General features: G+C 34.5%; 22 protein-coding genes and 1 pseudogene. 8 read left to right on the top strand and 15 right to left on the bottom strand.

Going from position 1 to position 22,959, the window contains the following annotated elements; genetic code table 11:
• Positions 1-135 precede the first annotated feature (135 nt).
• Together BAQ44_RS04770 and BAQ44_RS04765 are read left to right on the top strand one after the other, a co-directional pair.
• Positions 136-393, top strand: coding sequence for a DUF4022 family protein (locus BAQ44_RS04770; protein WP_080467717.1), 258 nt, complete (start codon positions 136-138; stop codon positions 391-393).
• Between the two features lie 14 nt (positions 394-407).
• Positions 408-845: a GNAT family N-acetyltransferase gene (locus BAQ44_RS04765; protein WP_071721052.1), complete on the top strand. Its 438-nt coding sequence runs from the start codon at positions 408-410 to the stop codon at positions 843-845.
• Between the two features lie 40 nt (positions 846-885).
• Here the strand turns inward: BAQ44_RS04765 and BAQ44_RS04760 are convergent, their stop codons facing one another.
• From BAQ44_RS04760 to BAQ44_RS04750, 3 genes are all read right to left on the bottom strand, one after another.
• The gene (locus BAQ44_RS04760) at positions 886-1,314 is read right to left on the bottom strand and encodes a hypothetical protein (RefSeq protein ID WP_063262079.1); all 429 of its coding nucleotides are present in this window, start codon (positions 1,312-1,314) and stop codon (positions 886-888) included.
• Between the two features lie 4 nt (positions 1,315-1,318).
• Entirely contained in the window at positions 1,319-1,519 is a 201-nt protein-coding gene (locus BAQ44_RS04755; protein ID WP_000301181.1) for a helix-turn-helix transcriptional regulator, read from the bottom strand.
• A 137-nt stretch (positions 1,520-1,656) separates the two neighbouring features.
• Positions 1,657-2,949 (bottom strand): NCS2 family permease, encoded by a 1,293-nt coding sequence (locus BAQ44_RS04750; protein ID WP_061676320.1) that lies wholly within the window; start codon positions 2,947-2,949, stop codon positions 1,657-1,659.
• Between the two features lie 280 nt (positions 2,950-3,229).
• On the opposite strand from BAQ44_RS04750, the gene BAQ44_RS04745 reads away from it, so the two are divergent.
• Positions 3,230-4,621 (top strand): amino acid permease, encoded by a 1,392-nt coding sequence (locus BAQ44_RS04745; RefSeq protein ID WP_071721050.1) that lies wholly within the window; start codon positions 3,230-3,232, stop codon positions 4,619-4,621.
• A gap of 169 nt (positions 4,622-4,790) precedes the next feature.
• Positions 4,791-6,338 (top strand): DNA-binding protein, encoded by a 1,548-nt coding sequence (locus BAQ44_RS04740; RefSeq protein ID WP_071721048.1) that lies wholly within the window; start codon positions 4,791-4,793, stop codon positions 6,336-6,338.
• Between the two features lie 34 nt (positions 6,339-6,372).
• Here BAQ44_RS04740 and BAQ44_RS04735 read toward each other — a convergent pair whose 3' ends face one another.
• Positions 6,373-8,094: a DUF2339 domain-containing protein gene (locus BAQ44_RS04735; RefSeq protein WP_071721046.1), complete on the bottom strand. Its 1,722-nt coding sequence runs from the start codon at positions 8,092-8,094 to the stop codon at positions 6,373-6,375.
• A gap of 139 nt (positions 8,095-8,233) precedes the next feature.
• Entirely contained in the window at positions 8,234-9,535 is a 1,302-nt protein-coding gene (gene brnQ1 / locus BAQ44_RS04730) for a branched-chain amino acid transport system II carrier protein BrnQ1 (protein ID WP_071721045.1), read from the bottom strand.
• Positions 9,536-9,788: 253 nt separating this feature from the next.
• Here brnQ1 and BAQ44_RS04725 point away from each other — a divergent pair, with 253 nt between their 5' ends.
• Positions 9,789-11,174, top strand: a complete 1,386-nt coding sequence (locus BAQ44_RS04725; RefSeq protein ID WP_071721044.1) for a peptide MFS transporter — start codon at positions 9,789-9,791, stop codon at positions 11,172-11,174.
• Positions 11,175-11,206: 32 nt separating this feature from the next.
• Here BAQ44_RS04725 and BAQ44_RS04720 read toward each other — a convergent pair whose 3' ends face one another.
• From BAQ44_RS04720 to BAQ44_RS04705, 4 genes are all read right to left on the bottom strand, one after another.
• Complete coding sequence (locus BAQ44_RS04720; RefSeq protein WP_071721043.1) at positions 11,207-11,839, bottom strand: class A sortase; 633 nt, start codon at positions 11,837-11,839, stop codon at positions 11,207-11,209.
• A gap of 117 nt (positions 11,840-11,956) precedes the next feature.
• Positions 11,957-12,430, bottom strand: a complete 474-nt coding sequence (locus BAQ44_RS04715; protein ID WP_071721041.1) for an RNA polymerase — start codon at positions 12,428-12,430, stop codon at positions 11,957-11,959.
• Entirely contained in the window at positions 12,423-12,641 is a 219-nt protein-coding gene (locus tag BAQ44_RS04710) for a helix-turn-helix transcriptional regulator (protein WP_000154011.1), read from the bottom strand. The genes BAQ44_RS04715 and BAQ44_RS04710 overlap by 8 nt, the downstream gene beginning before the upstream one ends.
• Before the next feature lie 112 nt (positions 12,642-12,753).
• Positions 12,754-14,016 (bottom strand): 3D domain-containing protein, encoded by a 1,263-nt coding sequence (locus BAQ44_RS04705; protein ID WP_071721040.1) that lies wholly within the window; start codon positions 14,014-14,016, stop codon positions 12,754-12,756.
• Between the two features lie 646 nt (positions 14,017-14,662).
• Between BAQ44_RS04705 and BAQ44_RS31760 the strand changes: the two are divergent.
• Positions 14,663-15,181, top strand: a pseudogene (locus tag BAQ44_RS31760) (methyl-accepting chemotaxis protein); the annotation flags it as partial.
• Positions 15,182-15,313: 132 nt separating this feature from the next.
• Positions 15,314-16,126, top strand: coding sequence for an undecaprenyl-diphosphate phosphatase (locus BAQ44_RS04695; protein WP_000434784.1), 813 nt, complete (start codon positions 15,314-15,316; stop codon positions 16,124-16,126).
• Positions 16,127-16,241: 115 nt separating this feature from the next.
• Here BAQ44_RS04695 and BAQ44_RS04690 read toward each other — a convergent pair whose 3' ends face one another.
• Complete coding sequence (locus BAQ44_RS04690) at positions 16,242-16,445, bottom strand: hypothetical protein (RefSeq protein WP_001268328.1); 204 nt, start codon at positions 16,443-16,445, stop codon at positions 16,242-16,244.
• A gap of 172 nt (positions 16,446-16,617) precedes the next feature.
• On the opposite strand from BAQ44_RS04690, the gene BAQ44_RS04685 reads away from it, so the two are divergent.
• Positions 16,618-17,769, top strand: coding sequence for a VanZ family protein (locus BAQ44_RS04685; protein ID WP_061676330.1), 1,152 nt, complete (start codon positions 16,618-16,620; stop codon positions 17,767-17,769).
• Between the two features lie 7 nt (positions 17,770-17,776).
• Here BAQ44_RS04685 and BAQ44_RS04680 read toward each other — a convergent pair whose 3' ends face one another.
• The 5 genes from BAQ44_RS04680 to BAQ44_RS04660 form a co-directional block, all read right to left on the bottom strand.
• Positions 17,777-19,090: a D-arabinono-1,4-lactone oxidase gene (locus BAQ44_RS04680; protein WP_071721036.1), complete on the bottom strand. Its 1,314-nt coding sequence runs from the start codon at positions 19,088-19,090 to the stop codon at positions 17,777-17,779.
• Entirely contained in the window at positions 19,078-20,250 is a 1,173-nt protein-coding gene (locus tag BAQ44_RS04675) for an amino acid deaminase/aldolase (RefSeq protein WP_071721034.1), read from the bottom strand. The genes BAQ44_RS04680 and BAQ44_RS04675 overlap by 13 nt, the downstream gene beginning before the upstream one ends.
• A gap of 110 nt (positions 20,251-20,360) precedes the next feature.
• Complete coding sequence (gene sph / locus BAQ44_RS04670) at positions 20,361-21,362, bottom strand: sphingomyelinase C (protein WP_071721032.1); 1,002 nt, start codon at positions 21,360-21,362, stop codon at positions 20,361-20,363.
• Positions 21,363-21,439: 77 nt separating this feature from the next.
• Complete coding sequence (gene cerA / locus BAQ44_RS04665) at positions 21,440-22,291, bottom strand: phospholipase CerA (protein ID WP_071721030.1); 852 nt, start codon at positions 22,289-22,291, stop codon at positions 21,440-21,442.
• Positions 22,292-22,554: 263 nt separating this feature from the next.
• Complete coding sequence (locus BAQ44_RS04660) at positions 22,555-22,899, bottom strand: potassium channel family protein (RefSeq protein WP_061676335.1); 345 nt, start codon at positions 22,897-22,899, stop codon at positions 22,555-22,557.
• Between the last annotated feature and the right edge of the window lie 60 nt (positions 22,900-22,959).

Genomic DNA, 22,959 nt, shown 5'->3' with positions numbered 1-22,959 from the left:
TTGAAAATAAAATATTTCTTTCGATTCACCTCACCACCTTCACTTACGTTTAGAGGTGGGAGTCCTCTTGAGAGACATGATAGAAAATGCCCCTCACATAATTGAGGGGCATTTTTTTCCATTTCATATGGTAAAATGTTACTATCACATATTACGAGGATGGATCACATTATGTCTATTGTAACTTTAGCTCTTTTATTATTGGCGGAAATACTCATTGCCATTATTCTCATCGGTGTTAGCATTGAAATTTGTAGTTACGGATGGAAAAAATCGAATGGAATAAAATACTCTTGCCTCTTACTTTCACTTCTTCTCGGAACTGCTAGCATACTCGGACTTTTCGCCGCACCTGCCTATTTCTTTATACAACTAACAGAAAATGCCTTATAAGAAAGGATGTTAATATGATTACCGTGAAAAATATTGAGGGATCTGAAACTTACGTATTACGTCAAAAAATTTTACGCCCGAATCAAACATTAGCAGATTGTAAATACTCTTCCGACTATGAGACAGACACCTTTCACTTAGGTGCATTTATAAACGATGAACTGATTAGTATCGCTTCCTTCTCAAAAGAAATATATCCTGACTTACTAGCAGGTGTTCATTATCGTCTACGAGGAATGGCCACATTACCTAAATTTCGAAACAAACGCGCTGGAAGCTCCTTAATTCAGAAGGCGGAGCAAGTCTTGCAAGAACGCCAAGCAAATATATTATGGTGTAATGGCCGAATTACTGTAGCTGACTATTACAAGCGCTTAGGCTTCCAGGAACATGGTGAAATCTTTGAAATTGAACCGATTGGTCTTCATAAAGTACTGTATAAAAGAATATAAGAAAAGCTTTCCCGTAACACGGGAAAGCTTTTCTTATATTTCAATCTTCATTTTTTATTTTTTTCATATATATGTATATAAACAAACTAGGAACTAAAAAACAAGCAAGCATAATAAGTCCTGTTATACTAATTTCCTTTATCGAAATATCCGGTGTTACAACGATACAAATAGCTAAAATACCAATAATAATACCTACCGGAATGAATAATAGCTTCATAAAATAACTACGCGATACTCCGCCCGTATGCTCATACACTTCCACCGAATTTTTTAAGTTTAAAAAATTAATAACTATTATCCCGCACATAAATACCATTAATAAATCTGAAACACTTTCATATCCTGCATCTTGCAAAACGTAGCGATAAAAAACAATACCTAGTATGACGATATTTTGTAAGATGAAAACGAGTCTAATATGTTTTAGCCCCTCAATCATTAAACGTTCATCTTTCACGATTCTCATCCCCTCACTCCTCTTCCTCCCAAAATAAATCATTTAATGTTTTGTCTACCGCATAACAAATTTTCAAACATAAATCTAAAGACGGATTGTATTTCCCCTTCTCAATTAAACTAATCGTTTGCCTTGTAACGCCTACTTTTTCTGCTAATTGTTGCTGTGTTAAATCTAACTGAACACGCGCGACTTTTATTTTACTGACAGCCATTCATGCTCCTCCTCTAACCGTATTGTAACATATATATTCCATTAAGTAATTTATATTTTACGCCATTAATTTGATTTTCACTTTATTATACACAAAAAAGGAGCCTCTCATAAGAAGCTCCCTCTCCTATATCTATATTATAAGAATAAATGACATCCAAATAAAATTGTAAATAAGTATAGTAACGGATGTACTTCCATCCCTTTCCCCTTCACAATCTTTAAGACTGGATACACTAGAAATCCAATTGCAATTCCATTCGCAATGCTAGACGTTAACGGAATACCAACGAAAATTAAAAATGCTGGTAATGCATCATCAAATTCATTCCAATTAATATCACGAAGACTTTGCGCCATTAAACTACCTACAATAATTAATGAAGGAGCTGTAATAGCGGCTACACTTGATAAAGAAGCAATGACAGGGCTGAAGAATGCCGTTATAATCGTTAGGCCAACAACGACAATACCTGTTAATCCTGTTTTACCACCTGCAGCAATACCTGCTGACGATTCAATCGTCGCTGCTGTTGGGCTCGTTCCAAAGATAGAGCCTGTAGTCCCGCCAATTGCATCTGCAATAAACGCCTTACCAAAACGTTTCTCCGTATTATCTGTAATTAAGCCTGCTTGTTTAATTAAACCAAGTAATGCACCTGTTGTATCAAATAACAGTACAAGTAGAAATGAAAATACAACACCATATAATCCGTATTCAATTACATCTGAAAAGGCGTTGATTGGGTTTGAAACGATAATACCCTCTGGTAAATGAGGCATCGCAACAATTTTATCCGTAAACTTCAGTTGCCCTGTAAAGAAGGCGATAACTCCCGTCACAATCATACTAATAAATAATGCACCGCTCACACGTAATGCCATTAATACCGCCGCTAATATTAAACCAATTAAAGTTAAAATAACGGCTGGAGAATGAAAATCACCAATCGTAACTAAATTAGATGGATGATCAACGATAATTCCAGAAAGGCGTAATCCAATAAAAGCAATAAATAGTCCAATTCCACCTGCAATTGCATGTTTTAAACTATCAGGAATTGCGACAATTAGCTTTTGCCTAAATGAAGTGAAAGATAATAAAAGAAAAATGATACCTGTTACAAATACTGCCGAAAATGCAATGACATATGTAATCCCCTCTGCCTGTTGAACAACAGAATAAGCAAAATACGCATTCATTCCCATAGCTGGAGCAATAACAATTGGATAGTTAGCTAAAAACGCCATACATAGTGTCCCTACAACCGTCGCAATAATAGTTGCTGTAAAAGCTTGATCAAATGGTACACCTGCATCAGATAATATTTTCGGATTGATGACAAGAATATACGCAAATGTAAAAAAAGTTGTGATGCCAGCTAAAAGCTCTTGCTTCACAGAAGTGTTATATTTTTGTAATTGAAACATGGTTATGTACCCTTCCTACATCTGAATTATTATCACACATTCTTTTCTTACTAGTATGTGAGAAAATATAATACTTAATCTTAACAATCAATAAAAAGAAGAGTCAATATATTCACTAATAGTTCGAATTTTAAGTTTAAGTCTGACAAGTACAGATGTAGTACAGTTAACTATGTTTATTTTTGTAGCATAACAGATAGAAATGTTTTATAATTTGAAATAGTTAAATATTTAGTAAACGTATTCAAATATCGTTCACTCTACAAGGAGGATTCTTCTTATGCAGCACACAAACAAATCTGGAACTTTAAATCGAGGTTTAAAAGAACGACATATTACTTTAATGTCACTCGGTTCAGCTATTGGCGTTGGACTATTTTTAGGATCCGCTTCTGCTATTAAGCTAGCTGGCCCTTCTATTCTACTAGGTTATATGATCGCTGGACTCGTTATTTTTTTCATTATGCGAGCGCTCGGAGAAATGGCAATTGAACAACCTGTTGCCGGTTCTTTTAGTAAATATGCTTCTGATTACCTTGGACCACTAGCTGGCTACATTACCGGTTGGAACTACTGGTTCTTATGGGTTGTTACTTGTATGGCTGAAATTACAGCAGCTGGTATCTACATGCAGTACTGGTTCCCAGATATCCCACGCTGGACTTGGGCGTTACTCGCTCTATTATTAATGAGTGCTTTCAACTTCTTATCCGTAAAAGTATTTGGAGAACTTGAATTTTGGTTTGCTCTCATAAAAATTGTCACAATTATCTGTATGATAATTGTTGGAGCTGGTATTATTTTATTCGGATTTGGAAACGGCGGTATCGCTACTGGTATTTCAAACCTTTGGTCACATGGTGGCTGGTTCCCAAATGGTTTTTCTGGGTTATTGCTCTCTTTACAAATGGTGTTATTCGCTTATTTAGGCGTTGAATTAATCGGTGTTACAGCGGGTGAAGCTCAAAACCCGAAAAAAACACTCGCAAAAGCAATCGACAACGTATTTTGGAGAATATTACTGTTCTACGTTGGGGCTCTATTCGTTATGATGGCAATTTATCCATGGAACGAACTTGGTGAGAAAGGAAGTCCATTCGTTTTAACATTCCAGCAAATCGGTATCGCAAAAGCAGCAGGGATTATTAACTTTGTCGTATTAACAGCAGCTCTTTCTTCTTGTAATGGTGGTTTATTTAGTACAGGCCGTATGCTATATACATTAGCTCAGCAGAAGAAAGCTCCTGAAAGATTCGGTCGTTTAAATAAAAACGGCATTCCAAGTCAAGGGATTGTAGCAACAGCTATCGTTTTACTCGTTGGTGTTATATTAAACTATCTTGTACCTGCAAAAGTATTTACATGGCTCACTAGTATTTCAACTTTCGGGGCAATTTGGACTTGGGGCATCATTTTAATCGCTCAAATTAAATTCCGTAAAGGATTGCAAACTGATAAAAAGGACAAGCTATCATATAAAATGCCTTTATATCCATTAAGTTCATATTTTTCACTCGCTTTCCTTGCACTAGTATTAGGTATAATGGCGTATTCAGAAGATACAAGAATTGCATTAATTGTTGGCCCAATTTGGCTTATTGGTTTAGCTATCGTGTATTATATGAAAGGGTTCCATAAAATTGATGAAACACCTAATTCCAAAATTAGTTAAGCCCAAAATCTCTTCCTAATTACTAGGGAGGGATTTTTTCATTATTCACACAAATATTTCTCAATCAAATTAACGCTATCTTTACACTATTTAATATTTTCTATCTTTCTTTCCCCAAAAAAATAGATTACATTATTAAAGCAAATATTTTTATTAGGGGGATTCTTCTATGAAGAATAAAAAATGGATTACATTTTCTTTAGCAACAGCAATTACACTAAGTATAGGAGCTTCATTCCTTCCGTCTACTTATGCGGAAAGCTCAGTGGACCCAGCTCCTGAAATTGCTGCAAAAGTTGTAAATCAAAATAGCGGGAAGAAAGTATTATTCGATAATACACACGGTCAAACTGCTGGGACCGCTGACTGGGTTATCGATGGCGGCTTTTCTGACTTCGGAAACGGTATTGCCCAAAACGGATATCATGTAAAAGAACTTCGTAAATCAACACCGATTACGTATGCAGATTTAAAAGACTACAATGTATTTATCGTTCCAGAAGCTAATATTCCTTACAAGAAATCTGAACAAGATGCAATGTTACAATATGTGAAAAATGGCGGAAGTATTTTCTTTATTGCAGATCATTATAATGCAGATCGTAACAAAAATCGCTGGGACTCTTCTGAAGTATTTAATGGATATAGACGCGGTGCTTGGGATAATCCTGCAAAAGGAATGTCTAGTGAAGAAGTAAATTCACAAGCTATGCAAGGAGTAGAAAGCTCTGATTGGCTATCTGACAACTTCGGTATTCGCTTCCGCTACAATGCACTTGGTGATGTTTCTGCTAAAAATATTGTGTCACCTGAACAATCATTCGGAATTACAAAAGGTGTTTCATCTGTAGCAATGCATGCTGGTTCTACTCTAGCTATTACAAACCCAAAACTAGCAAAAGGACTTGTTTATCTTCCAGAAAACCCGTCAAAATGGAATAATGCTGTTGATAGCGGTGTTTATAACGGCGGTGGTATTGCAGAGGGTCCTTATGCCGCTATCGCTAAAGTAGGACTTGGAAAAGCTGCCTTTATCGGTGACTCTTCTCCTGTTGAGGATGCATCGCCAAAATACGTTCGTGAAGATTCTGGTCAAACAAAGAAAACTTACGATGGTTATAAAGAAGAAAACGATGCTATCTTACTAGAAAATATCGTAAATTGGCTATCGAATAAAGAAACATTTACAAGTTTAGATCAAGTAAATGGTTTACAACTTGATTTACCTACCACTTTACAAACATTTGAACAACCAAGCTTATCAACTGAGCCACAACCTGAACCTTGGAGTGCACCAAATGCAGGTTATCAATGGTTTAATACAAATACTTTTAAAGCAGGTTCATACGGTTATAACGGTGCCGTAACAGCAAACGACTACGTAGTTACACACCCTAGCACTCTACCAAACAATGAAGTGTTCCAAATCAAAATTCAAGTAAATAACTTATTACCAAACACAACATACACTAATTACTCTTTAGGTATATTCACTACTGGCGGTACACAAGTAGCAAAAGTTCAAAATACAAATGGTACTTGGCCATCTACTTTTGGATATAGCAGTGCATTTTCTTTCACAACAAACAGCTTAGGTTCTGCTGAGAAGATTGTAAATGTGCAAATCAATCCAAATACGACTGGACAAGCAACGCTTCGTCTACGCCAAAATACAACAGCGAAATACAATGAAGCTGTAATAATTGATAAGAAATAATAAAAAAGGCAATCCAAATACGGATTGCCTTTTTTTACTTCTCTTCTTTTGAGAAAAACATCCTTGAAATAACGATACCTATACTACCTACTATTAAGAATAGCACTGCCCTGATCATCATCGATACTTCTGGTAAGTCCAAAAGGAATAGTTTCCCTATCGTTACGACTAACACGACTAAGCCGGCATACAATATTTCATTCATATTTTTATTCCGTCCAAGCCAAACGGCAAATAATGCATATACCATCCATAATAACGATACAGATACGCTTATTATACTTCCATCTGTAGAAAGCACTTCACCAACTCTAGTAATTGCAATAAATACGATAACCATAAACCAATAGAGTGCTATAGAATAAACATATTTTCCAAAGCTCCTTAACACATCTTTCGCTTGTTTCATGCAGTAAAAAAATGTACCTATTAAAATAATATGAGCAACAAACCCCGCTGAAATGAAATGATCAAATGGGCTAAAAATAGTCTGTATCATTCCAATCGCATAAATCGTCGCACTAACATACAATTTTATCTGTTGTTTTACTTTAATTGCAGTCACCATTCCGAGGAAACCTTGTAATAACAATACAATCGCTGCATTCACTAAACTATACTCATATAAAATCGCTAAACTAAATGCACCCATTGCGAAACCAAATAAAAGATTTGTAAATGTAGAATGTCGATTCTTCCTATATTCAAACACGAACATAATAGCGTGCACGAGTGCGCTAATCATTAATCCCCATGTTGTAAATTCAGGTATTTTTGAAATGGCTAATATAAAGAAAACTGCATTCGCACTAAATATCGCCAAGCGTGGCTCTACTATAAAACTTCTCTCTGTAAACATATGCCAAAATAATAGTAAGTGAATCAAACCATAAACAACTGTTAACTGTACTTGCAAATCCTCTACTAACATTGACATAATGGCAAAGAAGACAAAAAGGACAATAGCAGCAACGGCGTAAGAAATCATATATAAATACTGATAACGACGTTTCAACGCATACCATAACAAGCTAAGTGTTAGTATCGTCTCATATCCAAAGAAAATATACGGATTAGGAGTCGTACTATTTAATAAGAATGGTACGAAGAAAGCTCCTACCGCTACGAAAATAGTCAGATACTCCGATTGATACCTCTTCGCTACATAAATCCCTAAAATGACCCATGCAATATTACATACAAACGCAACACTTGCTGGAATAAAGCCATATAAATAATGTGCCGCAAATGTCGTTAAAACTATACCCGTTATACTTCCTCCTGCTAATACTAATCCTAACGCTTGCCGCTCTCGTTTTATTTGAATATCCCCTACATAATAAAAACCGATAGATAGGACAATACCAAACACAATTCGTATTGCTGGTGTTAATAATCCGGCATCTACCCCTGCTTTAAATAACCATATTACTCCAAGTAACATAATGCCAACAAATATGCGTGGTAACCAAGTTTGGCAAAACTTAATAATATTAAATGGTTCTGGTTTAAAAGCAGATATATCCACTTGTTTTATCTCACGTTCTTGCACAGGCTCTTTTATTGTAACTACTTCTTCTTTTGGCTTTTCCTCCATCACCGTTTCAATATATTCTTTCTTTTCCTTCCTAACATGTTGTTGAACATTTTCTACTTCTATTTCTCTCTGTTTTGCTTTCAATTCAAAAAGAGCTTCTTGCATCGTTTCAATTGTCGTTTCGAGTGCTTCTATTTTCTTATTTAAATCTTCCTTCATAAGCTCTCCCCTCACCATTGATTTTTCCACTCAACCTATATATTACCAATTATCTTTATCATACTCTTAGTCTATTCATTTTCAATACTATTTTTCCAAAAAAGAAAGGTGTTTTCCGAAATAGGAAAACACCTCTTGCTTATTTCTTCTTATTTAAAACAATACTCACAATAACGCCAATACAAGCACCTATAATAGCTGGCACAATCCACCCAACACCTTCTGTATAGAACGGAATGTATTTCAATACTGATGTCCACTGATTCATCATCACATTTTTATTAAAAATATCGATTGCACTAAATACTCCTACAATCCCAACAGTTATTGCATATACATATGCATACTTCCCAATATATTTATGGAATAACCCTAAAATAATAAGCGTTAATGCAACTGGATAAATAAATCCAAGAATCGGTACTGATACTTTTAAAATTTGTGTTAATCCTAAATTAGCTAAAATCATACTAACAAAACTTAATATAAATGCCCAAACTTTATAAGTTATTTTCGGAAATGCACTTGCGAAAAATTGACTACAAGATGTAACAAGTCCAATTGAAACACATAAACACGCGATCGTAAAAATAAGACCTAATAAAACGACTCCACCTTGTCCAAATAACGTCGTCATCACTTGTGCTAATACGTTCGCCCCATTATCAAATGTACCTAACGAACCGCTAATTGAACCAACATATCCAAGTATGACATAAATAATAGATAATAATAGTCCTGCCCCAATTCCAGCAATACTCATATATTTCGCTAAACCTTTATCATCTTCAATACCTTTTGCACGTAAAGCATTTGCAATAACAATCCCAAAAATTAAAGCTGCTAATGCATCCATCGTTAAGTATCCATCTAAAAACCCTTGGAACATAGGAGCTTGTCCATAGTTTCCAGCAGCCTCTTTCACACTACCTACTGATGTAAACATGCTCTTTATAAAGATAAGGGCAATCATACCTAATAATAATGGTGTTAAAACCTTTCCGAACAACCCCATTAATTTTGACGGTGATAAACTTAACCAGTACACAATACTAAAGAAAATAACCGTGTAACATAATAAAACTATACTTCCTGATTCTGTGAAGAACTGACCTGGTCCCATTTCAAACGCTAAACTTCCTGCACGTGGTATACCAAGACCTGGTCCAATAAATACATACACGATACACGGAAAAATAATGGCGAATGAAGAATGAACTCTACCCGCTAGCGTTTGAAAACTTCCTGCTTTTGCAATCGCAATAACGCCCAATATAGGAAGACCTGTTGCTGATATAATAAATCCTATTAATGAAACCCACACATGTTCTCCTGCTTCATATCCAAGGAAAGGTGGGAATATAAGATTTCCCGCTCCAAAGAACATCGAGAATAACATAAGACTAATAAGTAAAATTTCTTTTTTCTGTAACAATTTCATTTCTTTCTCCTTCTTTAATTCTATCTTTTATGAAATCAATTTCACATATAAAAAAAGTGCAATAACCCGCTTCCTTACAAAGAAAACATAGTCCATAGTCTATCACAAAAGAAATACCCATTCTATAGCTATGTCCCTTTTCCAATTTCTTCTGAAAAATCAACCTTTATTGACTTATAATAGTTAATAAGGTAAAATATTAAATGTACAAAATTATTAACTTTGTTTTTGTTTGTGTCAGGAGGAAAATAACATGGAATCAGCGATACAACTAGAAAGAGAACAACAAAGAAAAAAGAAACATCCTCCAGGTTTATACTTACTCTTCTTTACAGAAATGTGGGAAAGATTTAGTTACTATGGATTACGAGGATTATTAACATTATATTTAACGACAGCTTTAGTAAGCGGTGGTCTTGGGTTTAGTCCCGCATGGGCACTCTCCATTTACGGATTTTATACTGGAGCCTGTTATTTCACACCAATGATTGGTGGATACTTAACAGACCGGTTCCTAGGTAGACGAAAAGCCATCACAATTGGTGGTATAACAATGGCAATCGGTAACCTTACACTATTTGCCATGCAAAACCAATTAGGCCTATACCTCGGATTAGCGCTTATTATTATCGGTAACGGATTCTTCAAACCGAATATCTCTACACTTGTTGGAGAATTATACGAAGAGAACGATCCAAAACGTGATAGTGCATTTACCATTTTCTATATGGGTATTAACGTCGGATCATTTTTAGCTCCACTCGTTTGCGGATTTTTATCAGAAAATTTATTCAAAACGACGGTTGATGGCGTTGTACATTACGGATTCCGTTACGGATTCTTAGCCGCTTCGATCGGAATGATCATTGGACAAATTTTATTTACAACACTATCAAATCGCTTCCTTGGTGATATCGGTAAAAAACCAACTCGCGATTTGCAAGCAGCTGATGGACAACCATCAGTAGGAGATACACCGTTAACGAAAAAAGAAAAACAACGTACCGCAGTTATCGTCATTTTAACATGCTTCGTTGTCTTCTTCTGGGCTGGCTTTGAACAAGCTGGTAGCTCATTAACATTATATACGAACAAATTTGTAGACCGATCTGTATTCGGATGGGAAGTTCCAACATCTTGGTTCCAATCGGTCAATCCATTATTTATTATTTTACTTGCTCCAGTCATTTCGGCATTATGGGCAAAACTTGCAACTCGCAAACGCGGGGATTTAAAAATCCCAACAAAAATGGGACTTGGTATGATCTTGCTCGGTATCGGTTATATCATTCTCGTTATCGCTACATTAAAAACAGGTAGTGATGAACATAACATTACAGAAAAAGCAAACTTACTATTTATCGTCTTTACGTATCTTTTCCATACGTTAGGTGAGCTATTCTTATCACCTGTTGGACTATCAATGGTTAGTTCACTTGCCCCAGTAAAACTTGCTTCTTTATTAATGGGAGTATGGTTAGCAAGCTCAGGAATCGCCAACATTTTAGGTGGACAACTTGCAAGCTTCACAACTTCACTTGGATATGCTGAAGTATTTACCGTAATCGGAGCTGTAGCAATTGTATTGGGTTGTGTTTTATTACTAATTTCTAAGAAATTAGTGAAATGGATGGATTAAAAAAAGATGAGGGGATTTCCCCTCATCTTTTTTTATTTCTTCGCCTTCGTTCCTACTAAATCACCAGCAACAACGTAACGTTTAGAATTATCCTTAACAGATACACATGTAATAAGCGTTATCTCATCTTTCCCATGATCCTCGACAACTTCCCACTTATCGGGAGTTACTTCAGATACACCAGTAACCGCATATTCATATTCGTTTTCATTATCATACAAATAAATTTTGTCACCCTTTTTTAAAGATGCTACATCACTAAATAAAACACCTTTTTTAGACATATTATGTCCTGCTAATGCATAATTCCCTTTTCCCATTACTTGATTTTCTTTTACTGTTGCTGCACCTGATAATAGGTTTTTCTCAGTAGAAGATTTTAAAACAGGAAGTTCTAATGAAACACTCGGGATTGAAATCCGACCAATTACTTGTTTCTTATCTAATGATGCATTCGCTACTTCTGCCAAGTCTGGTTGATCAATTTTCGAAGCATCTACAAATTCCGTCTCATGTTTTTCATAATCCATCTTTTGAACAGCCTGTACATTTTCAGTCTGTTTCTTTTCAGCCTGATATCCATCATAGAACGGCTTTCCAATTAACACACCACCTACAACAAATAGAAGGATTGCTACTATACTATAAATTCTTTGCTTATTCATATACAATTCCTTTCCCTTACAAAATCTTACTCTATATAAAATGATAAGATAATATTGCTATATGTACAAGTGTAAGCTGAAAAGAAACCTTCTTGCCGATGCAAGAAGGTTTCTTTTTTAAGCTAATTTATTTCTGTATAGTGATACGTGGAATACTGTCATTTGAATTAAATAAATTAAATACACAACATATAAAGGATATGCCGAAATATATAAATTTGCTACAGGTGTAAATATTAATAAACCGAGTGCACAAGGTAGTACAAACCATAATGATACAAATGTTGTGCGGCATGCTTTATCTGTAATATCCTTCTCACGTTCATCCTCTTGGGGAAATAATAAAGGATATAATTGCAATGATGATTTGTTATATTTCTTTTTATGCAATCTTTTAAAATACGCTAATATGATGGCTACAATAAATATTAATACAACAGGTGTCAAACTCATTGTTATTTTAGATGGTAAACTTTCATTTTTAATAACATCAGCAAACTGTATATAAAAATCATAAAACTCTACGAATGCCCAGCATGCCAATACACTGTAAAATAAATTTATAATATACGAAGCAACAATCCTATTCATCCTCTTCCCCCTCCTTATTTAAAACAAACACATCTTCCATCTTTAACTGAAATACATCACAAATCGTAAGTGCTAATAACAAAGAAGGAACATAATCCCCTTTTTCGATTGCAGCAATTGTTTGTCTCGTCACTCCAACCTTTTCTGCTAATACACTTTGCGAAAAATTAAAGCGAGCTCTTAATTCCTTCACTCTATTTAAAATGGTCATTTTTACCACCTCTCACCGTTATTGTATGCTACCCTTAACAAAATGTAAACTCAACTTAACATTATTTTCATAAAAAAATCCAACTTTACGTATTGTAAAGTTGGATTTCATTTTAACCTAAGATTGTAACTTTAACAGTTCTTCTACCCCAATTGCTAGATGTACCTTTATCTGGCATTAATACATCAATTCTATGGCCCTTAATTGCACCACCAGTATCCCCTGCAATCGCTTCTCCGTATCCTTCAACATATACGCGAGAACCTAATGGAATAACAGATGGATCTACCGCGATTAATTTCATTCCTGGATTTGCTGTTAAATTATGGCCCATTTTAGATTTTACAATTTGCCCTGGTCCATAGCCATTTTCAGCTGGATCTGCTGTATAAGCTGTAGCTTCTACATAAATTTCTTTACCACCAGCAGTTGGCTTAGGTGCAGGTTCTACATTTGAATTATTATTTTTAGCTTGAGCTGGCTTACTAGCTTGCTCTTGCTCTTGCTCTTGCTTTTGCTGTTCAGCAACTTCTGCCTGTGCCTTAGCTAATGCTTCTTGCTCAGCTTTTGCAGCTGCTTCTGCTTTTGCACGCTCTTCTGCTGCAATTCTTGCTGCTTCTTGCTCACGAGCAATTGTTTCTTGAACTGCCTTCATATTTGACTCAATTTTAGCCTTTTCTTCTGCCGCTAAATTAAGTTGGCTTGCAATCGCATTATATTTAGCTTGAACTGTTTGTAAGTTATCTTGACGTTTTTTCAAGTTATCTTGCAACTCAGCTTGTGCTTTTGCTAATTTTTGTTTGTCTACTACTAAAGACGCTTCTTTCTCGTCAATTGTTTTCTTATCTTCTTCAATTTGACGAAGATCTTGTTCTTGTAGACGTAAAATTTCTTTATCTGCTTCTAGAATAGTAGAAACTGCATTCATACGTTGTAAGAAATCTGCAAAGTTTTTTGACTCTACTACAACTTCTACTACTAAACTTGTATTTGAACTGTTTTGAACAGAAACCATACGTTTTCTCATAATATCCTTACGAGCAAGGACTTTATCCTCTAAAACGACAATTTCATTCTTTTTTTGCTCAATCTGCTTATGTGTTTCATCGATTTTACGTTGAATAGCAGCTTGATCCTCTTTATTTTTTGCAATTGTATTATTTAAATTATGTAGTTCGTTTTCGATACCTTGAATTTCTTTATTAACAGCTTGCTTCTCTTGCTCTTTCTTTTGCATATCTGCATCGTTTTGCTGCAATTGCTGTTGCATGTTGTTAAGTTTCTCGTCGTTTGACTCTGCTTTTACAGCGACTGTACTAGAAAGACCGATAATTCCTGCTAATACTAGACTACTGATTCGCTTAAAATAGTTCATAATCCGACTCCCTTCTTATACAGTTATACATGATTTATTTTACAGTTTGTTTACAATACCATTAAATACAGTTTATTTTTCATGACGAAAAAAAGGGAATTATGAATAAAATGTAATAGATTCTTAAATATTTAACAATTCCTATATTTAAAAATTATAAAAGATGCTAAAATCCAAATATAGAGAAAATATAACTTCTAAAGGCGGTTGAAATAAATATATGTTTACGCAAAAAAAATCACTCCAACATAAAATTGATCAATTAGAAAGTCGTATACAAGAACTAGAAGCAGAATTAAAACAAAAGGATATCGAACAACAAGAGACTATTTCTTCTATCCACGATCGTGTACAAAGCGTTGTTCAAGAACATAAACTTGTAAATAACCAGCACAATACACTCCAAAATTTAGTTCAACAATTAAGCTCATGTTTCGAAAATGTTTCAACGCGTACAACACATTCCAATGAATTGAATAATGAAATGTTACAAAAAGAACAAAGCTTAATTCAGTCAATTGAAGAAATTATTGACTGCTCTAATGAAGGGAAAGAATCTGTTCATCGCTTACTTATTGTAATTAATAAATTAGGTGAACAATCTCAGCGTACGTCTAACAGTATGAATCATTTAAGTGAGCGCTCAAAAGAAATCGAGCAAATTGTAGAAGTCATTCAAAACATTGCAGCACAAACAAATTTACTTGCATTAAATGCGAGTATTGAAGCTGCACGTGCTGGAGAGCACGGTAAAGGATTCGCTGTCGTTGCCAATGAAGTAAGAAAACTAGCGGAAAGTACAGCCGAAAGCACAAAAAACATCGGTAACTTAACGAAAAAAATTCAAGAAGAAATTGAAAAAGCATACGATAATACAAAAGATAATTTACATTTAGTCGATGAAGGTGTAGAAATGAGTGCCGATACAAACGCTAGAATTGAAAACATTTTAATTATGATTCAAACGTTACAAAGCGGTGCTACAAATGTTATTAAAGCTATTGAAAACCAAAAATCTTGTAATGATGATATATTACGTGAATTCGCTAATACACAAAAAATGTTCCAAAAGTTAAATACTACTATTATGAATCACATCCATGATGCTGAGAAAGTCGATGTTCAATTAGCGAAAAGTCTTGAAGACACAGTAGTTTCTCATTAATAATAAAAATCCCTTATACCGTTATAAGGGATTTTTATTATATTTCGAATATTTATTTCTTCTCAATATTCATCCGTATCTTTGTTATAATGGACAAGTTGTTTCTTTCGACTAATAAACAAGGAGGTTATTATGGAACAATTTTACTACATTTTAAAATATTTAATTCTTGGTTTGTTCCAAGGACTAACAGAACCAATTCCGATTTCTTCAAGTGGTCACCTCGTTTTAGCACAGCATTTGCTAGGACTAAAAATAGAAGGGTTTAGCTTCGAACTACTTGTTAATTCAGCTTCATTATTAGCTGTATTACTTATTTATAGAAATGATTTAATTCGTCTAACGAAGAATGGTTTATCTTATATATTTACAAGAGCAGAAGACGCAAAATCAGATTTCTTCTTTATTATTTACCTTGTTATTGCGACCATTCCAGCAGGTGTTATTGGTGTTTTATTTAAAGACTATATCGACCAGTACTTAAAAGGCGTGAAGATGGTTGGGATTTCCCTTCTTATTACTGCTGTCGGCCTTTGGATTATTAGAAACTTGCGTGGACGTAAAAATGATGGCGATCTTTCTATGAAAGATGCAATTATCGTCGGATTAGCACAAGCTTGCGCACTAATTCCTGGAATAAGCCGCTCAGGTGCAACAATCGTAGCAGCGATGTTACTTGGTATGAAGCAAGAAACAGCTCTTCGTTTCTCATTCTTACTATATATCCCTGTTAGCTTAGGTGGTTTATTACTAAGTATTACAGACATTGCAAAAGATCCAAATCTAGATACATTATTCGTACCATATGTCGTTGCGTTTATCGCAACATTTATCATGACATATATTTCGTTAAAATGGTTTATGAACATTATGGCAAAAGGGAATTTAAAATATTTCTCTTTCTATTGCATTATCGTAGGTGTACTTACTCTTATTTTCTTATAAAATGAAACTTACAAAGCGAAAAGCGAGTCATTCTATTAAACTAGGATGACTCGCTTTTTTATATCTTTATAATGATAAAACCCTCTTACCTTTCTGTACAGTAAGAGGAGCCCTTTTATGCGTACACTTTCTTTTCTTGACAATACAAACGAATAACATGTTTATTTTGTTGAAATACATCATGCGTTAGGCGGATAATAATAAAATTTCGTTTTGTTTGATCATCATGAACAAAAATCTGTTCTCCCTCCTGAAAATGCCATGCACTTTCAAAAGTTGTAATATGATCCCCACTTACAGAAAAAAGCTCATATCGCATATCTTGTACCCTCTCTCAACTAATTATAATCATAATATTCTTATATTAAATTTATTATAACTTAATTCCATTGAGATTTGTAATTTTTTCTATTTCGAAATATTTTAATTTTGTTTTAAGGTTCTTTTAACGTTATAATGATAAACGAATTTTCATTGAAAGGAGCTTCATTTTGACTGCATATTTATTTCCAATAAAAACAGCATTTATTTTATTTCCTATTTTAGCGATGTTTCTATTAATCCCTTTTTTAATATTTAATTATCGCAAATATGGTTATTTGAATAAATGGCGTTCATTTATTTTATATTCACTATTACTCTATGTATTAAATGCTTATTTTCTTGTTATCTTACCTTTGCCACAAACATATGATACATGTAGCCTACAACCGGCTAATACACAACATATGCAACTCTCGCCATTTTATTTCATACAAGAGATTAGTAATCATACCTCGGCAATTTTAACGAAGCCAGCTACCTACTTCTATTTATTAAAGGAATCTGCGTTTTTACAAGTCGCTTTTAACGTTCTACTAACCGTTCCATTTGGTATGTACTTACGTTATTATTTCCGACGTAGCTTCTTACAAACAGTGTGTATTTCTTTTTGCCTTTCACTGTTCTTTGAATTAACACAAGTAACTGGATTATATGGTATTTATAATTGTGCCTATCGCTTATTTGATATTGATGATTTATTTTTAAACACACTAGGCGGTGTAATTGGCTTTATCATTGCACCAATATTTACGTATTTCCTTCCGAAAACAAGTGAGCTAGATATTCATATTGATTTAGAAACGAAACCAGTCGGATTCATTCGTCGTCTCATCGCTATGCAAATTGATTGGATTTTCTTATCTATCGTTGTACCGTTCATTAAAAACAAAGGAAATTCACTATTTATCGCTAACATCCAATCTTATACAAATGTATACGAACTTCTTTTCATTACATGTTCAGTCTTCATTTACTTTATTATCATTCCATACTTTACAAATGGAAGAACAATAGGAAAAGCATTGCTTCGGATTTACATTAAAGGACAAGCAGAGCGTATTACACTAAAAGAATTATTCATCCGCTACGGTATATTCTATTTCATTCTAGGCGGAATCAATTATATTCTTTCGAGTAGCTCTATCTTAAATCTTAAAGAGCCTTTAGTATTAGTAGTTATATTATTATTCCAACTCGTAATTAACGGTCTATTTATTATTCATGTTTTATTACATGTATTTAGTCGTGATAAGTTACTATTTTACGAGCACATTAGTCAAACAAGAAATGCGATCATACTAAAAAAAGCTGACAAATAATACTTTGTCAGCTTTTTTTCATAATCGTAAATAATTTTTCTGTGTAAGGGTTTGAAAACATTTCTGCTTCATCTAATAACTTCCTCACCTTTAGAAACGAATGCAATTCTGGATATATATTTTGTAATTTTTCGTACGTTAACGTATGCATTTTCCCCCAATGCGGGCGCCCTTCATACTTTAGAAAAATTTTCTCCACCTCACCGAAATAAGCAGCATACTTCATACCTTTATACATATGAACAGCAATGTACGCTGAATCCCTTCCGTATGCTGGACTGAGCCATATATCATCACTTTTCACATAACGGCATTCAATTGGGAAGTGCACTTTATACTTTTTCTTTTCAATAAGGTTTGATATTTCTTCTACAACGACCCGCATATACTTTGAAGGAACACTATACTCCATTTCATAAAATGGAACCGCGCGAGATGTAGCAAATACTTCGTAACTCGGACCAATTATTTTTGTATTCGGTACAGCTTTAGCCGATAATCGACTTACGCCTTTACTTATAGAAGGGAAATATTTACATCCTTTAGATAACAAAGAAAACATCTTATTTTCAAGCAACTCTACCTTTAGTTTATGCCATTTTAAATCACTTTTTTTACCTGTTGTTTCATTTGTAAATTTCACTTGCACTTCATCAGAATAAGGAAAAACGAAAAATTCAAAATGGCGATTCTTCTTATATTCTTCTAGCTTGTTCATTACAGTAGATAATGACTGTTTTTCACTTTTATAAACGAGCGAATAGGCTGGAATAACCTGCAATTTTATTTTTACAATGATACCTAACATTCCAAGTGATAACTGAAAGGCTCTCCAATATTCCACATTCTCGGTTTCCGAACAAACTATACTCTCACCTGTAGATAAAACTGCGGTAATTTCTATAACTTGTGTTGATAAACTACCAAAGGTAATACCCGTTCCATGAGTCCCTGTACTAATCGCTCCTGCAATCGATTGTGAATCAATATCTCCTAAATTTTCTTGTGCATAACCTTTTTCTTCAAGTAATCTCCCTAAATCATGTAACTTTGTTCCTGCCCATACTTCAGCAACCATCTTCTCTTCATCGATATTCATAATACCTTTCAACTCATCTAAAGAAACTAAAATTTCTTCCGTTTGTACAAGAGGTGTAAACGAGTGACCTGAACCGACAACACGAATTTTCTTCCCTTTTTTTCGAGCAAGTTCCACCACTTCTACTACATCTTGTATACTTTCTGGATACATCGTATAATGCGGTGTTCCTTCTACATTCCCTGTCCAATTTCTCCATTTTTGTCCCTTTATAGAAAGCATTGGCCATCCCCCCGATATGTTACATACTCCCCAACAATCTCTCCTTCTTTCACGCGATATAAAAAAGGAAAACGCTCACATAATTCTCCAGCTTTACTATGGCGAAACAAGATAGGATCTCCTATCTCTACCCGTTCCTCACCGTTATAAAAAATCGGTGTTTGTACCTCTCCAGCACCTTCTAAAGCTAATAGTTTGGCGCCATTTGGCCTCCAAATCTCAGGTTCTTTATCTTTACCAATTGCGCCTGAAGCAATATATCCCCCACCTAGACAAGTGTAAATATACGGGGCTGGTTTACGTACAACTGGTAAAGCAAATCCGACAGCTGGATGAAATTGCACCTCTTTATAATAATCAAACAGCTTCGGGGCATAAAAAGCAGAGCCTATTGTAATCTCTGAAACTGAGTTATCTTGCTCGGTTGTTTTTACACTTCCTGTTCCTCCCCCATTTACAAACCTTAGTTCAATACCTAGGTTTTGTATTTCTTTTACGATATGTCCTCTTCTTTCTTTAACTTCTAACACCGATTTCTTCTTTAAATACGAAATCACTTTACTTTTCACTCGCTGATTCGGTATGTGATCTCCTACCCCAGCAATTTGGGCTTCATATCCCATTACACCATCTAATATCAAAAATAATGATTCTTTCACCCTTTTTACTATTTTCAAAGCACCTTGCACATCTTTTACCGGTGATCTGTTTACCCCAAAATGAAATTGAAAAAAACGACTACTCATATCAATATCCAAACAAACACGAAAACACCCTTTAGACTTCTCAGCAATTTTTTCTAAATAAACAATATGGTCTTCACAATCCACCATACAAGTTATAATGAGCCCTTGCTTTGTTAGCAAACTTATTTCATGTAAAGCTCTTTCATCATAAGCAGGATATCCGAGTAATAAATCATTGAATCCTTGTTCAATTAAAAACAAAGCCTCCCTAGGTGAGAAACACATAATACCTTGAAATCGATCATTTGCAGCTAAAACCTTTTGCATAACCGGAACTGAACGTAACGATTTACTCGCTATACGAATCTTCTTATTTCCACTTAATTCTATAATCGATTGAATATTTCTATCTAAAGCCACTTCATCCAAAAATGCACACGGTAATGGAACTTCTTTAAAAATTCCTCTATCCACATTTTTTCTCTCCCCTTCTCAATATGTCTTATACATATTGGAAAGAAAGTTGAAATTTCCTCTACAAAATAAAAAAGTTTCTTCTTATTTAAGAAGAAACTTTTTTAGGACTACTTCATAGAAATAGTTGCCTCTACTGGATAATGATCAGAAAAATCATCATACGTATATTTTTTGAACCATGATGTAACAGACCATTTTGGAGATTTCGGTTGTAATACTTTATTCTCTATAAATAATGGATTCGCATGATCTTTACTTGCAATAATATAATCTAAATACTCGGCAGGGCTATCGGGGAAATTATATTTCGCAATACTGTTTGTCGTCGCATCCCAAGTTGCTGTATGTCCTGTATAAGATGGAATAGAAGCGTGCAATGTTTTGAACATGGATGCGTACTCTGAATCACTATTGTTCTCTGCATTTACTTTGTTCACGTTCATATCACCACCAAATAGGACGTACTCGTCATTTGGTATATTCTTATTTTTTATAAAATCTTGAATTTCTTTTAACTGATTTGTACGTACAGATGCAGGTGAAGTTTTTCCGCACATACTATCTTCAGCCTGCAAATGCGTCCCAATTACATGAACGAAACGATCATTTTTCTTGATTTTCGTGTATACAAATCCTTTATTTGATAAATTATCTGGCCCGCATCCTTTTGCAAATACATATTGAATCTTCTCAACGATCGGCCATTTACTCACGATTGCAACACCCCCATCTTCAGGCGTTGAAGATGAATAGCTACCTAACGTTTTATCCCATTCATTTCCGTTACTACGACCTAATACCGCTGTTTGATTTGGATATTCTTTCTTCAAATTTCCTAATAAACGGTTTGAAGAACTATTATCAAATACTTCATTTAATATAACAACATCTTGATTCTTTATATAATCCGCTGCCCCAATTAAATCAGCACGCTCACTTTGTCCCCAGTTAGGATATAAGTTTGTTGATAGCATGTACACGTTATGTGTCATAACTTTTAATGTATCATTTTTATTTGTAGACACTTCCGCTTGAGCCGAGGATCCATTATATAAAGCCGCTAGACCGATTCCAACGCTAAGTATACTTTTTAGCAATTTACTTTTCACGATTCATACCTCCATGTTTTGTATAGTGATAAAAAAGGCCAAATACTCTATTGTGAGATTTGACCTTTTTTAAATACTTAACGATCTCCGTACGTATCAAACCAAAGCTGAATGTATCCAGCAGTAACACGTTGTGCATCCATTAATCGCTTACCTGTCATTGTTGTAACTTCAGCGCGCCATTTATCTGCATATTCTTGTGATACAGCTGCTTTTACGAACCAATCTTTCGTATTATCATTTACAATTCCAGAGTAATCTTGTTTCGCCACTACTGCCGCTCCATGAATCCACTCTTCTGGATTTGTACCTTTCCAGTTCCAATATCCATTTCCGTCCGTTACTTTATAATTATCTTTTATCGTATCTACAAAGTTTTCATATTTAGAATGGAACCCTTGTGGGTACGAAAGATTTGTAAAGTTTGCCGCATGCATTGGTTGGTTTACATCTCCTAAATAATGAAGGGATAATCCTAAATAGAAGAATGCTTGTTTCATATCTTTGTTTTTGTATGACTCACCAGCTAATTTAAAGTATTTAGCTCCAGTTTCTTTTGCCTGCTTTGCAAGTGGAATATATGTTTTTCCATTGTCTGGATCATAGAAATGTGAAGCAAATGTGCTATTATCATAATAAGGATTTTCATAGTCAGCAGCATAAATACCGTTCTCTAGCTCTGTACGCCATTCATTTAATTGTGTAACTCGATCTTGTTTTACAAGTGTTGTATTACGAGACATAATATCAATGGCACGGTTTACAATCCATAAATGAGAGTTTACGCCTTCTTTATGCTTATCTTCAGCAGACCAGCGGTGAACTATTTTTATTTTACTTCCCCCATCATTTTCATGAGCAAATGCAACACTTTGTAACGGAGCTACTAATGTAATAGCTGCTGCTAGAGCAAGTACTTTCTTTTTCATCTGAAATCCTCCATTTTATAATTGAATTATTGTAAACTTTTTGTTAGGATCCTATGATATCGTCCGGTTAACCTATGACTAGAATATCCCACCTTTCATGAAATTTCTATCACTAAATTAAAATATGCAGATTTTCATATCATTATAACTTTATACATAGTGAATATAATGATTGAATGCACTTATATTGTAATAAAGTATTGTTAAGCTACTGCAAATACTTGTCTAAACTAATGTAAAAAAGAGTAAAGCATCCACATGCTTTACTCTTTTTTTCTACTTGATAATATACTTGGCAGTTGTACATTAACTGCCAACTTATGAATAAATCCAAATACTAGTCCAATCCCAACAAATATGTATAAGATTGTAAATACCTTTCCGAAATCCGTTTGCGGACTAAAATTCCCATCACCGACAGTCGTCAACGTGACCACACTAAAATATAAAGCATCAAGAGGACGTAATCCTTCAACTGTACTATAAAAAATTGTACCAGATGTTAATGTTAGAAATGTTAATACGAATAATACTTGAAACTCTTTATCTTTCCACGCTCGTAAACAAGCTTTTAACATCCGTTTCAATGTCAACATAAATGAAAGCATTAGACTTCCCCTTCCAAACAAAATACCTGTAGTTAAAGGAAAGTCTATCACCTTTCTGTA

Source organism: Bacillus mobilis (genome assembly GCF_001884045.1).
GTDB lineage: Bacteria > Bacillota > Bacilli > Bacillales > Bacillaceae_G > Bacillus_A > Bacillus_A mobilis.
Note: the sequence above shows the minus strand (reverse complement) of the source record. Positions and strands in the feature narration are given on the sequence as shown.

Excerpts from the sequence above, each read along its gene's own strand:
- BAQ44_RS04770 (WP_080467717.1), top strand. The coding sequence starts at position 136 with ATGTTACTATCACATATTACGAGGATGGATCACATTATGTCTATTGTA.
- BAQ44_RS04765 (WP_071721052.1), top strand. The coding sequence starts at position 408 with ATGATTACCGTGAAAAATATTGAGGGATCTGAAACTTACGTATTACGT.
- BAQ44_RS04760 (WP_063262079.1), bottom strand. The coding sequence starts at position 1,314 with ATGAGAATCGTGAAAGATGAACGTTTAATGATTGAGGGGCTAAAACAT.
- BAQ44_RS04755 (WP_000301181.1), bottom strand. The coding sequence starts at position 1,519 with ATGGCTGTCAGTAAAATAAAAGTCGCGCGTGTTCAGTTAGATTTAACA.
- BAQ44_RS04750 (WP_061676320.1), bottom strand. The coding sequence starts at position 2,949 with ATGTTTCAATTACAAAAATATAACACTTCTGTGAAGCAAGAGCTTTTA.
- BAQ44_RS04745 (WP_071721050.1), top strand. The coding sequence starts at position 3,230 with ATGCAGCACACAAACAAATCTGGAACTTTAAATCGAGGTTTAAAAGAA.
- BAQ44_RS04740 (WP_071721048.1), top strand. The coding sequence starts at position 4,791 with ATGAAGAATAAAAAATGGATTACATTTTCTTTAGCAACAGCAATTACA.
- BAQ44_RS04735 (WP_071721046.1), bottom strand. The coding sequence starts at position 8,094 with ATGAAGGAAGATTTAAATAAGAAAATAGAAGCACTCGAAACGACAATT.
- brnQ1 (WP_071721045.1), bottom strand. The coding sequence starts at position 9,535 with ATGAAATTGTTACAGAAAAAAGAAATTTTACTTATTAGTCTTATGTTA.
- BAQ44_RS04725 (WP_071721044.1), top strand. The coding sequence starts at position 9,789 with ATGGAATCAGCGATACAACTAGAAAGAGAACAACAAAGAAAAAAGAAA.
- BAQ44_RS04720 (WP_071721043.1), bottom strand. The coding sequence starts at position 11,839 with ATGAATAAGCAAAGAATTTATAGTATAGTAGCAATCCTTCTATTTGTT.
- BAQ44_RS04715 (WP_071721041.1), bottom strand. The coding sequence starts at position 12,430 with ATGAATAGGATTGTTGCTTCGTATATTATAAATTTATTTTACAGTGTA.
- BAQ44_RS04710 (WP_000154011.1), bottom strand. The coding sequence starts at position 12,641 with ATGACCATTTTAAATAGAGTGAAGGAATTAAGAGCTCGCTTTAATTTT.
- BAQ44_RS04705 (WP_071721040.1), bottom strand. The coding sequence starts at position 14,016 with ATGAACTATTTTAAGCGAATCAGTAGTCTAGTATTAGCAGGAATTATC.
- BAQ44_RS04695 (WP_000434784.1), top strand. The coding sequence starts at position 15,314 with ATGGAACAATTTTACTACATTTTAAAATATTTAATTCTTGGTTTGTTC.
- BAQ44_RS04690 (WP_001268328.1), bottom strand. The coding sequence starts at position 16,445 with ATGCGATATGAGCTTTTTTCTGTAAGTGGGGATCATATTACAACTTTT.
- BAQ44_RS04680 (WP_071721036.1), bottom strand. The coding sequence starts at position 19,090 with ATGCTTTCTATAAAGGGACAAAAATGGAGAAATTGGACAGGGAATGTA.
- cerA (WP_071721030.1), bottom strand. The coding sequence starts at position 22,291 with ATGAAAAAGAAAGTACTTGCTCTAGCAGCAGCTATTACATTAGTAGCT.
- BAQ44_RS04660 (WP_061676335.1), bottom strand. The coding sequence starts at position 22,899 with ATGCTTTCATTTATGTTGACATTGAAACGGATGTTAAAAGCTTGTTTA.